Genomic DNA, 12,237 nt, shown 5'->3' on the forward strand with positions numbered 1-12,237 from the left:
GGGTGGACTGCAGCTTCTTGTTGTCGGGGGCGGTGGGAGGCGTGGTGTACACGGTGCTGCAACTCGGGGCACGCCCCAGCCAGAGCCCGGCGCTCTCAGCCCGTCCGGCGTTCGAGGACGAGGCCGCTTAGGCCGGTCACCCCGCCTCCAACCCCGGCAGGAACCGACTCGCCCCGAACGCCGGCTTCAGGTCCGTGAACCAGGTCGCGTTCTCGTCGTAGGCCGCGAAGAACGGGCGGTCGACGAGGGACGGGTCGCGGGCCTGGATCAGGTGGAGGACGAAGACCTTCTCGCCGGCGATCTCCGCGATGCCGTCGACGCAGACCTTGCCCGGCATCGCGGACATGACCGGGCCGCGGACCGTGCGGGCGAGGCCGGAGACGCGGGCGTAGGCGTCGCGGAAGATCTGGTGGCCGCGGGCCAGCGGGACGCCGAAGTAGCCCTGGGGGCCGGTGTCCCGCTCCACGAACTGGTAGTACGGCACCGCGCCCAGCGTGGTCGTCTCGTCCCACAGCTCGGCCCATGCCTCGGCACTGTCGTTGATGCCGGCCACCAGCGGGCCCTGGCAGCGGATCACGGCGCCCGTGCCCCGCACCCGGCGCATCGCGTCCCGTACGACCGGCGGGCGCAGCTCCTGCGGGTGGGTGAAGTGGGCCATCAGGGCCAGGTGACGGCCGCTCGCCACCACCTTCTCGAAGAGGCGCAGCAGGTCGTCGGCGTCGCGGTCGGCCGTGAAGCGGTACGGCCAGAAGGCGAGCGACTTGGTGCCGATGCGGATCGAGCGGATCGTGTCGATCTCCAGGAGGGGATCGACGTAGCGGCGAAGTACCTCGGTGCTCATCACCAACGGGTCGCCGCCCGTGATCAGCGCGCTGGTGACCTCGGGGTGGGCCTTGAGGTACGCGCTGGTGGTGCCGATGTCGTCGGTGGCGATGCGGAGTTCGGACTCGCCGACGAACTGGGGCCAGCGGAAGCAGTACGTGCAGTAGGCGTGGCAGGTCTGGCCCTGGCGCGGGAAGACCAGCACCGTCTCGGGGTACTTGTGCTGGAGCCCTTCCAGTCGTTCCCCCTCGTGCACGGGCACGTTGGCGTCGAGCTGGCCCGAGGGGTGCGGGTTCAGCTTCATCCGGATCTCGTGGGCCGCGCGCAGGACTTCGGCCTTCGGCGCCTCCTGGGAGAGGAGGTCCGCCATCTGCTTGAGATCGGGCTCCGGCAACATCCCGGCCTGCGGGAACGTCAGCCTGAAGATCGGGTCGTCGGGCACCGCCGACCAGTCGATCAACTCGTCGACGACATATGTGTTCGTACGGAACGGCAGGACCGAGGAGACGGCCCGCAGGGCGAGCCGTTCGGTGGCCGAGAGGGACACGCGCTTCAGCAGGCCGTCCAGGTCACGGGGTGTGAAGGCGCGGAATCGGGTGCTCGTGTGTGATGGAGCGAGGTGGAGCGCTGAACTCATTGGTGCAGGGCCTCTATTCCGTGACCAGGACGGCCGGCCGCAGTTCGACGAATGCGGTCGCCGACGCATCGTACTTCTCCGCGAAGTTCTGCCTGAGCAGCTCATGCAGCTCGCTCTCGTCGTCCACGACGATCAGCTCGTGGGCGCCCTGTACGTTCAATGCCTCGCTGTACGCGGAGAGTTGGTCGAGGCGGTGGCGTGCCATGTACGACACGACGTCGTGCCCGGCGATGTACAGGCCGTCGTCGACGTGGACGAAACGGCAGATGAACTCCCGGCGGCCGTCGGTCGCGTCGACCAGGGTCACCGGCAGATGGGTGAACCGTTCCATCGGCTTGCTCTGCTGCCACAGTTCGTCGAAGCGCTGCTCGACGAAGGCGCCGAGCGGGGAGCGGACGGCCACTTCGAGCTGGACGCCCTCGCCGGAGAGCCGGCCGACGGTGAGGAAGGAGACCAGGGAGCGTTCGTCCCAGCGGTAGAGGGTCACACCGGGCGAGGTGGAGCAGAGCCGGACTTCGAGGAACTGGCGTGAGGTGTCGTCGAGTCGGCGGGCGAAGTGGCTGAGCGTGCGCAGGTTGCGCAGGATGTCGCGGCGGATGTCGGCGCTCTGCTCGCCCAGTTCACGGCCGCGCAGGATGACGGCGAGGGAGTCGGGATCCAGGAGCAGGATCTGCACCCGGGCGCCGTGCGCGGTGGCGGACCTGATGCCGCGGAAGAGGCGTTCGGAGTACTGGGGGCCGAACAGGTTGGAGAAGGTGTCGAGGACTTTGACGTTCGACGTCGAGCCGTAGACCTGGGCGCTGAACCACTCGTAGTCGAGCCGGGTGTGTTCGCGGACCCGGCCCTCCTGGGCGCGGGAGATCAGCGGGCCGATCACGAAGACGGTGATGACGACGCCGACGATGTCGGTGCCGAGGTTGAGGGCGAGGTTCTCGCCGTAGTTGCCCATGCGCTTGGCGAACCAGAGCAGCAACCCGGCGCAGGCGGCGAGCAGGAGGAGCACCGTGAGGCTCTGCGGGCGGCGTGGGGTGCGTAACGTGCGGAGCAGCCAGCTCGGCCTCGCCAGCGGCGACCGTCCGTTCACCCGTGCTCCCTCCCCCGTGGATTCAGGAGATACCCGTACGGGGGAGGAGCTACGCGTCGAACCAACTTCCGGCTCTCGACCGGGAGTCGGGCTCAGCCCAGCCGGTGCATCCAGCCGTGCTTGTCCACGGTGTCGCCCCGCTGGATGTCCAGAAGCGCCGCACGCAGCCTCAACGTCACCTCGCCGGGCTCGCCGCCCGACTGCGTCCACTCCGCGCCGGTGCGCTTGACCGTGCCGACCGGGGTGATGACCGCGGCCGTACCGCAGGCGAAGACCTCGGTGAGGGTGCCGTTCTCCGCGTCGCGCTGCCACTGCTCGATGGAGACCCGGCCCTCCTGCGGCTCGTAGCCGAGGTCGCGGGCGAGGGTGAGGAGGGAGTCGCGGGTGACGCCCTCCAGGATGGAGCCGGTGAGGGTGGGGGTGACGATCACCGGCTTTTCATCGGACTCGGCGCCGTACACGAAGTACAGGTTCATGCCGCCGAGTTCCTCGACCCACTGGCGCTCGACCGCGTCGAGGTAGCAGACCTGGGCGCAGCCCTGCTCGGCGGCCTCGGCCTGGGCGAGGAGGGAGGCGGCGTAGTTGCCGCCGGTCTTGGCGTCGCCCATGCCGCCGGGGACGGCGCGGACGTGGTCCTCGGAGACCCAGATGGAGACGGGCTTCACGCCGCCGGGGAAGTAGGCGCCGGCCGGGGAGGCGATGACGAGGAAGAGGTACTCGTTGGCGGGCTTCACGCCCAGGCCGACCTCGGTCGCGATCATGAACGGGCGCAGGTAGAGGGACTCCTCGCCGCCGTGCGCCGGGACCCAGTCGCGGTCCTGCTGGACCAGCACGTCACAGGCCTCGATGAACGTCTCGACCGGCAGCTCGGGCATGCCGAGGCGGCGGGCGGAGGTCTGGAAGCGGCGGGCGTTCTTCTCGGGGCGGAAGGTGGCGATGGAGCCGTCGGCCTGCCGGTAGGCCTTGAGGCCCTCGAAGATCTCCTGCGCGTAGTGCAGGGTCATGTTGGCGGGGTCGAGGGAGAGCGGGCCGTACGGCACGAGCTGGCCGTCGTGCCAGCCGCGGCCCTCGGTCCACTTGATCGTCACCATGTGGTCGGTGAAGTGGCGGCCGAACCCGGGGTTCGTCAGGATCGCGTCGCGCTCGGCGGCGGAAAGTGGCGAGGCCGAGGGCTTGAGCTCGATCGTGGGCGTCGTCATGAGTGGTTGTCCTTCACCGGTTGTGTGTGACGGGCCGCGCTCACGCCCTCGACTGCCAGTGGCCAGTCTTAGGACGTCCGAGCATTGCCTCATTCCGCGGCTCCGCGTTCGATTATCGCGCGTGGTGGACCGTGGACGAAAACGGCGTGAATGCGACCCAGGGATGATGGTGGCACCCGGCGGGGACGTAAGAGAAGCCGCCGGGTGCGGTTGCGACCCGGCGGCTTCGAAATACTGCGAGAGATTTCGAGTGGAGCGGCGGGGTCAGCCGGCTACTCGTACGGCGAGCGCGTCGCCGATCTCGGTGGTGCTGCGCGCGGGCTTGCCGGTGCGCTCCGCGAGGTCGGCGGAGACGGCCTCCTCGATGCGGACGGCCTCGGACTCGTAGCCGAGGTGGCGCAGCAGGAGGGCGACGGACAGGACCGTGGCGGTGGGGTCGGCCTTGCCCTGGCCCGCGATGTCGGGCGCGGAGCCGTGCACGGGCTCGAACATCGAGGGGAACTCGCCGGACGGGTTGATGTTCCCGCTCGCGGCGACGCCGATGCCGCCGGAGACGGCCGCGGCGAGGTCGGTGATGATGTCGCCGAAGAGGTTGTCGGTGACGATCACGTCGAAGCGGGCCGGGTCGGTGACGAGGTAGATCGTCGCCGCGTCCACGTGGATGTAGTCGGTGGTGACCTCGGGGAACTCCGCGGCGACCTTGTTGAAGACGTTCGTCCACAGGTGGCCCGCGAAGGTCAGCACGTTGTTCTTGTGGACCAGCGTGAGCTTCTTGCGCGGACGGGCCTGGGCACGGGCGAAGGCGTCACGGACGACCCGCTCGACACCGAAGGCCGTGTTGACGGAGACCTCGGTGGCGACCTCGTGCTCGGTGCCCTTGCGGATGGTGCCGCCGTTGCCCGTGTACGGGCCCTCGGTGCCCTCACGGACCACGACGAAGTCGATCTCCGGCTCACCGGCGAGGGGGGTCGCCACACCCGGGAGCAGTTTCGACGGCCGCAGGTTGACATGGTGGTCGAAGGCGAAGCGGAGCTTCAGCAGGAAGCCGCGCTCCAGCACCCCGGACGGAACACTCGGGTCACCGATCGCGCCCAGCAGGATCGCGTCGTGCGGCTTCAGCGCGGCCAGGTCGGCGTCGGTGAGGGTCTCACCGGTGGCGTGGTAGCGCCGGGCGCCGAAGTCGAACTCCTTGGTCTCCAGCTTCACATCCTGCGGAAGGACGGCGGAGAGGACTTTCAGACCTTCGGCCACGACTTCCTGACCGATGCCGTCACCGGGGATCACTGCGAGATCGATGCTGCGAGACATGCCCGACACCGTACTCCGCGTCCCATGGGATGACACCGGGTGTCCGCGATACGGACAGCGTCGGGGCGGCCGGGGCAGGGTGGGCGTCGGCCGTTCGACGTACGTTCACCCTTACGCATGGCGCCCGTTGGACTTGTGGGGGAACTTCATCGACATGACTGTGCTTTTCGGGGGGACACCTCCCGAACCCCCCGTACCCGACGTCGGCATCCCGGAACACCTCGCGGTCCGGATGAGCATGGCCGAGCAGTACGAGTACCTGCGCACGAAGCTGACCCGGCGCCGCACGCTGGTGACGGCCGGCGCGGTGGCGGGCGGACTGCTGACGGGATGCGCCGGCAGCACGGGAACGAGCGACCAAAAGACTCCCTCCCCCGCCACGTCGAAGGTGCCCGGCGCCGTCGTCACCCCCTTCGGCCGCCATCTCGCCTTCGGCGCCGACCCGAAGACGGCGATGCGGATCTCCTGGCAGGTCCCGTTCGCGGTCAGGAAGCCGTACGTACGGGTGGGGTTGAAGCCGGACGACCTGAGCCGCCGGATCACCGCCGAGATACGCGACCTGCACACGCCCGGGCTGACCGGTGTCCGCCCCGCGGTCGAGCAGTACTACGTGCACGCGGCCCTGGACGACCTCCACCCCGGCACGACGTACTACTACGGCGTCGGCCACGAGGGCTTCGACCCGGCGGCACCGGCACACCGCTCCACGATCGGCACGTTCCGTACGGCACCGGCGAACCCCGAGAAGTTCGTGTTCACGGCCTTCGGCGACCAGGGCGTGAGCAACGCGGCCGCCGCCAACGACCACGTCGTCCTGCGCGAGAACCCCGCCTTCCACCTCCACGCCGGCGACATCTGCTACGCCGACACCAACGGCCTGGGCAAGACGACGGACGGCTACGACCCGACGTACTGGAACCTGTTCCTCAAGCAGAACGAGCCGGTCTCGCGCTCCGTCCCGTGGATGGTGACGACCGGCAACCACGACATGGAGGCCTGGTACTCCCCCGACGGCTACGGCGGCCAGCTCGCCCGCTGGTCCCTCCCGGAGAACGGCTTCGACCCGACGCGCGCACCGGGCGTGTACTCGTTCGTCTACGGCAACGTCGGCGTCGTGGCGCTCGACGCGAACGACGTGTCGTACGAGATCACCGCCAACCTCGGTTACACGGACGGGAAGCAGACGAAGTGGCTGGACGGCAGGCTGCGTGAGCTGCGGGCGACGAAGGGGGTCGACTTCGTCGTCGTCTTCTTCCACCACTGCGCGTACTCGACCTCCTCGCACGCCTCCGACGGCGGGGTGCGGGCCGCGTGGCTGCCGCTGTTCGCGAAGCACCAGGTGGACCTGGTGATCAACGGGCACAACCACGTCTACGAGCGGACCGACGCGATCAGGAACAACGCGGTCGGCCGGGCGGTACCGATCGGCGGGTCCACCGATCCGACGCGGGACGGGATCGTCTACGTCACGGCGGGCGGCGGCGGGCGTGATCTGTACGGCTTCCCGGCGGGCGTCAAGGAGAGCTACGAGGGGTACGTCACGCGGCACGGGGCGGTCGACACCGTGCAGTGGGAGAAGGGCCGGCACACCAAGGCGGAGACGGTGGAGTGGTCGCGGGTGCGCTACCGGGGTTTCTCGCTGCTCTCGGTGGAGGCGGAGAGCGGCAGCACGCCCCGGCTGAAGGTGTCGGCGCTGGACCAGAACGGCAAGCGCATCGACCACTTCGAGGTGCGGCGCGGTCGGTGAGACCGCGCCGCACCCCGTGCGGGCGCGGCTCCCGGCTAGTGGGCGTGCTTCACAAGCTGCTTGGGGGAGTCAGGTCGGCTCAGTGGCCGGTCTCGCCGCCGTTGTCCCGGCGGTCGAGGGCGCGCTGGAGGGCGGCGGCGGCGTTCTTGCGCTCGGACTCGCTCGTGCGGGACACGTGGCGGACTCGGCGGCGGGCGGTCGTCTCGGCCATGGAGAATCGACTCCTTCGATAATTCCTGGAGTGCGGAAGGGGGTTACGAGACGCCGGAGGGGGCGGGGAGCGACGGACCGCAGGGGTTGCCTGCATGATGTCCGGCTCACGACCGCCATTCGCTTGGTCTAGCGAGACGTTCGGCTCCTACAAAGCTAGGACAGGACCGCGCATCTGTCTCCACAATTACTCGGACTTCCTACTATCTGAGACGGTGAAACGAGTCACACGCCGCTGACCTGCGGTTTCACAAAACGCGGTGGGGCGTCAGAGCACGTCCCCGTCACGCCAGTCGAAGAGGAGATCGCTGCCGAGGTCGAGCGGCCCGGCGAGCGCGGGCCGGACGTACGTACTGTCCTCTTCCTCAGGCAGATGAACGATCCCGTCCGGGCCGAGAGCGGAGATCTTGCCGCCCCACAGCCGCCAGCCGCGCGCGGTATAGAGCCGGGCCCCGTCGTCGCTGGCGCCGAGCAGCCCGACGTCGTAGGCGTGATCGACGATGCGCTCCAACTCGGCCATGACCAGCCCTCCGTACCCCTTGCGCCGGGCATCGGGCCGCACCCCGACCCCCTCCACGTACCCGACCCGCAGCCAACGCCCCCGGTACCGCACCCGGCGCATGACGACCGACCCGTGCGCGACGAGCCCGGTGTCGTCGGCGAGCAGCGCGTGGACGCCGCCGAGGCCGTGCTCCCAGTCCTGGTCGGTGAGATCGCCGCCGAAGGCCGCGTCCAGCAGTTCGCGGGCGGCGCGGAGGTCGGCCGGGGTGAGGTCGGCCGTGTGGACGGTGCGCATACGGATGGTCACGGGGTCAGTATCGGAGACGAGGCCTCACCGCGCTGCCGTCATCGCCATCATCACCGCATCGCGAAATCCGTCCGCGTCCTCGACCCACGGCAGATGCCCGGCGTTCGCCAGGGTCACCCGCCGCACCTGCGGCAAGGCCCGCACGAGCGAGTCGACGGCCGACCGGGGCCGGATGTCCGTGTTGGAGCGCCCGTTCCAGATCGCCGTCAGCCAACTCCCACCACGGGATGGGTGGTTCGGGGTACCACCAGCCACTCCAGCGTGAAGTGCCGTCGTACCGCGTCGAGACCGGCCACGAACCGGTCGAGGTCCACGCCCCGGGCCCACCCCCTGCACAACCCCAGAAGCCCAAACCTGTCCGGCTGTCCGGCTGTCCGGAGAAACACAAGGGGCCGGGCAACCGCCCGGCCCCTCATGGCACCTGACCATGTGTCAGCCCATGTGCGGGTACGTGTAGTCCGTCGGCGCGACCAGGGTCTCCTTGATGGCGCGGGTCAGTGTCCAGCGCATCAGGTTCTGCGGGGCGCCGGCCTTGTCGTTGGTGCCGGAGGAGCGGCCGCCGCCGAAGGGCTGCTGGCCGACGACCGCGCCGGTGGACTTGTCGTTGATGTAGAAGTTGCCGGCCGCGTAGCGGAGCTTCTCCATCGTGTAGGCCGCCGCCGCACGGTCGTTGGCGATGACCGAGCCCGTCAGCGCGTAGTCCGACACCGACTCCATCTGGGTCAGCATCTCGTCGTAGTTCTCGTCCTCGTAGACGTGGACCGCGAGGAACGGGCCGAAGTACTCCGTCGTGAAGACCTCGTTGGCCGGGTCGCCGCACTCCACCACCGTCGGGCGGATGAAGTAGCCGACCGAGTCGTCGTACGAACCGCCCGCGACGATCGTGCAGTTGGGGTCCGCCTTCGCGCGCTCGATCGCCGCCTTGTTCTTGGCGAAGGAGCGCTCGTCGATGACCGCGCCGATGAAGTTCGACAGGTCGGTGACGTCACCCATGGTCAAGTAGTCGACCTCCGCGGCGAATTCCTCCTTGAACCCGGAGTTCCAGATCGACGCCGGGATGTACGCCCGGGAGCTCGCGGAGCACTTCTGGCCCTGGTACTCGAAGGAGCCCCGGGTCAGCGCCGTCTTCAGCACCGCGCGGTCCGCGCTCGGGTGGGCGACGACGAAATCCTTGCCGCCGGTCTCGCCGACCAGACGCGGGTACGAGCGGTACTTCTCGATGTTGTTGCCGACCGTCTTCCACAGGTACTGGAAGGTCTTGGTCGACCCGGTGAAGTGGATCCCGGCCAGGTCACGGTGCTCCAGGGCGACCTTCGACACCTCGATGCCGTCACCGGTGACGAGGTTGATGACGCCCTTGGGGAGACCCGCCTCCTCCAGCAACCGCATCAGCAGCACGGCGGAGTGGGTCTGCGTCGGCGACGGCTTCCAGACGACGACGTTGCCCATGAGAGCCGGGGCCGTCGGCAAGTTGCCCGCGATCGCGGTGAAGTTGAACGGCGTGATCGCGTAGACGAAGCCTTCGAGCGGGCGGTGGTCGAGGCGGTTCCAGACGCCCGGGGAGTTCGCCGGGGGCTGCTCGGCGAGCAGGTCGCGGGCGTACTTGACGTTGAAGCGCCAGAAGTCGACGAGCTCGCAGGGACAGTCGATCTCGGCCTGCTGGGCGGTCTTGGACTGGCCGAGCATGGTGGACGCGGCGAGGGTCTCCCGCCACGGGCCGGAGAGCAGCTCGGCCGCGCGCAGGATGATCGCCGCGCGGTCGTCGAACGACATCGCACGCCAGGCGGGCGCGGCGGCGAGGGCCGCGTCGATCGCGTCCTGGGCGTCCTCCTGGGTGGCGTTGGCGTACGTACCGATCCGCGCCTTGTGATTGTGCGGCTGTACGACGTCCACGCGCTCGCCGCCGCCCAGCCGCTTCTCGCCGCCGATGGTCATCGGCAGGTCGATCGGGTTCTCGGCCAGCTCCTTGAGCTTGACCTCAAGACGGGCGCGCTCGGGAGAGCCGGGCGCGTAGCCGTGCACCGGCTCGTTGACGGGGGTGGGGACCTGGGTCACAGCGTCCATGACATACCTCTTCCGAGTGAATCCACGGCTTCAGCCTGGGGCCGCTGAAGCGGTTGCGTAAGGTGGGCAGCGGTCAGGGCTTGACCGTCGTGAGTTCGCTCCGGCGAATTCGCGAGAAGCACCTTCGGGGGCGGAGTCACGAGATCCGTAACTCCTTTCCACGGGTCTGGGTCCGGCTCAGCCGGCCGCAAGGCGTCGGCTGTCGGCCTCCGAAGATTCCTCGGGGGCCGACAGGCGACGCTCGCCCAGTGCATCAGCCTCTGCCGACCATCGAGCGCATGAAGAACCGCAGGTTGGCCGGCTTCTCCGCCAACCTGCGCATGAAGTAGCCGTACCAGTCCGTGCCGTAGGCGGTGTAGACCCGCATCCGATGTCCTTCAGCGGCGAGCCGCAGATGCTCGTCGCTCCTGATCCCGTACAGCATCTGGAATTCGTACTCGCCGAGCTTGCGCCCGGCGCGGCGGGCCAGTTCCTGCGCGATGGAGATGAGGCGCGGGTCGTGGGAGCCGATCATCGGGTACCCCTCGCCCTCCATCAGGATGCGCAGGACCCGGACGTAGGCCTTGTCGATCTCGTGCTTCTGCTGGTACGCGACCTCGGCGGGCTCCTTGTACGCGCCCTTCACGAGCCGGACCCGGCTGCCGGCCTCGGCGAGGCGGCGGGCGTCGGACTCGGTGCGGAAGAGGTAGGCCTGGATGACGCAGCCGGTCTGCGGGAAGTCCTTCCGCAGTTCCTCGTGGATCGCGAACATCGAGTCGAGGGTGGTGTGGTCCTCGGCGTCGAGCGTGACGGTCGTCCCGATGGCGGCGGCGGCCTCGACCACGGGCCGGACGTTGGCGAGGGCGAGTTCGTGACCGCCCTCCAGCGCCTGCCCGAACATGGACAGCTTGATGGACATCTCGGCCCGGGTGCCCAGCTCCAGCTCCCCCAGCCGGTCGACGAGCGTCAGATAGGCGTCGCGGGCGGCGGCGGCCTGCCCGGGGGTCGTGATGTCCTCGCCGACGACGTCCATCGTCAGCTCAAGACCCTTGGCGGTGAGGTCCTGGACGATCGGCACGATCTCGTCCACGGTCTCGCCGGGGATGAAGCGGTCGACGACCTGCTTGGTCACCGGCGCCGCCGAGATCAGCCGACGCATCTGATCGCTGCGCGAGGCGGCGAGAATCACGGGACCCAGCACGGGGCACCTCCACAGAACCAGCAGACAGGACCACCGTGAAACCTAGGGATCTCTCCGATCGTCGGCCATCGACAGCTGTCACGCATCCGTGCCGCAGATCTCAGACAGATGTATGAAGGCCCGGCGGGAATGCGGGAGAATGCCCGGGTGACATCCGATTCCAACGGCGACTACCAGGAGCTCGTGGACGAGATCTCGGAGCTCCTCGGCGCCCCCGCGACCCTGGAGAACCGCGACTTCGAGCTGATCGCCTTCGGGGCCTACGACGGTGAGGGCGACCTGGACCCGTCCGCGCTGGACCCGGTCCGCACCCGCTCGATCCTGACCCGGCGCTCCACTGCGGCGATCCGCACCTGGTTCGAGGGCTTCGGCATCACGCGGGCGACCGGCCCGGTCCGGATTCCGCCCACCCCCGAGGCGGGCGTCTACCGCGGCCGTATCTGCCTCCCCGTACGCCATCGGGGTGTCGTCCTCGGCTACGTCTGGCTCCTGGACGACGATCCGGGTCCCTCGGCTCCGCAACTGGACGCGGCGATGAAGGTGACGGCCCGGATCGGCGCGCTCCTCGCGGACGAGGCACAGGCGGGCGCCGACCTCACGCGCGAACTCCGCGCGGTCCTCACCGCCGAACGCGGCTGGCAACGGGACATGGCGGTGGCCGCCCTGCGCACCGCCCTCGGCCCGCGCGGCGACGGCCCGCATGCGGTGGTCTGCGTCGCGCCGTGGCCGTCCGCCGACCCGGACGACGCCCCGTCGGCCCGTACGGTGCCGCACGCGACGGCGCTGTGCACGGTGCCGTGGGGTGCGGCGGAGCAGCAGTGCCTGGCGGTGCTGGTACGGCTGCGGTCCACGGACGCCCGGGGTCCGGCGGCGAGCACTGCCGCACGACTGCTGGCGGATGTGCGGGCTCCGGCGGCGAGCCCCACCGCGCGGGTACCGGCGGACGGACGCGCTCCCGCCACGACCGGAGCTGAACGGCCGCCGGGGCAGAGCGTCCCGGCCGCCGGTATCGGCACCCCCCGCATCGGCCTCACCGATCTGGGCACCGCCTGGCAGGAAGCCACGGCGGCGTGCCGCGCGGCCCTCGCGGAACCCCGCTTCGCCCCGGTCGCCTACTGGTCCCGCATCGGCCCGTACCGCCTCCTGACCTCCCTCTCCCCCGAGGCCCCCCACGATCC

Annotated in this window: 10 protein-coding genes; 2 read left to right on the plus strand and 8 right to left on the minus strand. The window is 69.5% G+C overall.

The window, feature by feature from the left end:
* Positions 1-136: 136 nt before the first annotated feature.
* The 4 genes from AC31A1_RS34460 to AC31A1_RS34475 form a co-directional block, all read right to left on the minus strand.
* Positions 137-1,459 (minus strand): KamA family radical SAM protein, encoded by a 1,323-nt coding sequence (locus tag AC31A1_RS34460; RefSeq protein ID WP_489657080.1) that lies wholly within the window; start codon positions 1,457-1,459, stop codon positions 137-139.
* Between the two features lie 13 nt (positions 1,460-1,472).
* Positions 1,473-2,543, minus strand: a complete 1,071-nt coding sequence (locus tag AC31A1_RS34465) for a hypothetical protein (RefSeq protein WP_489657081.1) — start codon at positions 2,541-2,543, stop codon at positions 1,473-1,475.
* Positions 2,544-2,635: 92 nt separating this feature from the next.
* The gene (locus tag AC31A1_RS34470) at positions 2,636-3,742 is read right to left on the minus strand and encodes a branched-chain amino acid aminotransferase (protein WP_489657082.1); all 1,107 of its coding nucleotides are present in this window, start codon (positions 3,740-3,742) and stop codon (positions 2,636-2,638) included.
* Between the two features lie 264 nt (positions 3,743-4,006).
* Complete coding sequence (locus AC31A1_RS34475; RefSeq protein WP_019068675.1) at positions 4,007-5,050, minus strand: 3-isopropylmalate dehydrogenase; 1,044 nt, start codon at positions 5,048-5,050, stop codon at positions 4,007-4,009.
* A gap of 154 nt (positions 5,051-5,204) precedes the next feature.
* Here AC31A1_RS34475 and AC31A1_RS34480 point away from each other — a divergent pair, with 154 nt between their 5' ends.
* The gene (locus AC31A1_RS34480) at positions 5,205-6,797 is read left to right on the plus strand and encodes a purple acid phosphatase family protein (RefSeq protein ID WP_489657083.1); all 1,593 of its coding nucleotides are present in this window, start codon (positions 5,205-5,207) and stop codon (positions 6,795-6,797) included.
* A gap of 79 nt (positions 6,798-6,876) precedes the next feature.
* On the opposite strand, the gene AC31A1_RS34485 is transcribed toward AC31A1_RS34480, so the two are convergent.
* The 4 genes from AC31A1_RS34485 to AC31A1_RS34500 form a co-directional block, all read right to left on the minus strand.
* The gene (locus AC31A1_RS34485; RefSeq protein WP_366362211.1) at positions 6,877-7,008 is read right to left on the minus strand and encodes a hypothetical protein; all 132 of its coding nucleotides are present in this window, start codon (positions 7,006-7,008) and stop codon (positions 6,877-6,879) included.
* A 267-nt stretch (positions 7,009-7,275) separates the two neighbouring features.
* A complete protein-coding gene (locus AC31A1_RS34490; protein WP_393759293.1) occupies positions 7,276-7,815 on the minus strand; it encodes a GNAT family N-acetyltransferase in 540 nt (179 codons plus the stop codon).
* A gap of 432 nt (positions 7,816-8,247) precedes the next feature.
* Positions 8,248-9,879 (minus strand): L-glutamate gamma-semialdehyde dehydrogenase, encoded by a 1,632-nt coding sequence (gene pruA / locus AC31A1_RS34495; protein ID WP_489657084.1) that lies wholly within the window; start codon positions 9,877-9,879, stop codon positions 8,248-8,250.
* Between the two features lie 253 nt (positions 9,880-10,132).
* Positions 10,133-11,059 carry a proline dehydrogenase family protein gene (locus tag AC31A1_RS34500; RefSeq protein ID WP_489657085.1) on the minus strand — a complete coding sequence of 309 codons (927 nt, stop codon included), beginning with the start codon at positions 11,057-11,059 and terminating at the stop codon, positions 10,133-10,135.
* A 129-nt stretch (positions 11,060-11,188) separates the two neighbouring features.
* On the opposite strand from AC31A1_RS34500, the gene AC31A1_RS34505 reads away from it, so the two are divergent.
* Positions 11,189-12,237, plus strand: a 1,049-nt coding sequence (locus AC31A1_RS34505; RefSeq protein WP_489657086.1) for a CdaR family protein, incomplete at its 3' end; no start/stop codon positions are given.

Source organism: Streptomyces sp. P5F9 (genome assembly GCF_057961495.1).

Coding starts and splice junctions, on each gene's coding strand:
- AC31A1_RS34460 (WP_489657080.1), bottom strand. CDS start 1,459: ATGAGTTCAGCGCTCCACCTCGCTCCATCACACACGAGCACCCGATTC.
- AC31A1_RS34470 (WP_489657082.1), bottom strand. CDS start 3,742: ATGACGACGCCCACGATCGAGCTCAAGCCCTCGGCCTCGCCACTTTCC.
- AC31A1_RS34475 (WP_019068675.1), bottom strand. CDS start 5,050: ATGTCTCGCAGCATCGATCTCGCAGTGATCCCCGGTGACGGCATCGGT.
- AC31A1_RS34480 (WP_489657083.1), top strand. CDS start 5,205: ATGACTGTGCTTTTCGGGGGGACACCTCCCGAACCCCCCGTACCCGAC.
- AC31A1_RS34485 (WP_366362211.1), bottom strand. CDS start 7,008: ATGGCCGAGACGACCGCCCGCCGCCGAGTCCGCCACGTGTCCCGCACG.
- pruA (WP_489657084.1), bottom strand. CDS start 9,879: ATGGACGCTGTGACCCAGGTCCCCACCCCCGTCAACGAGCCGGTGCAC.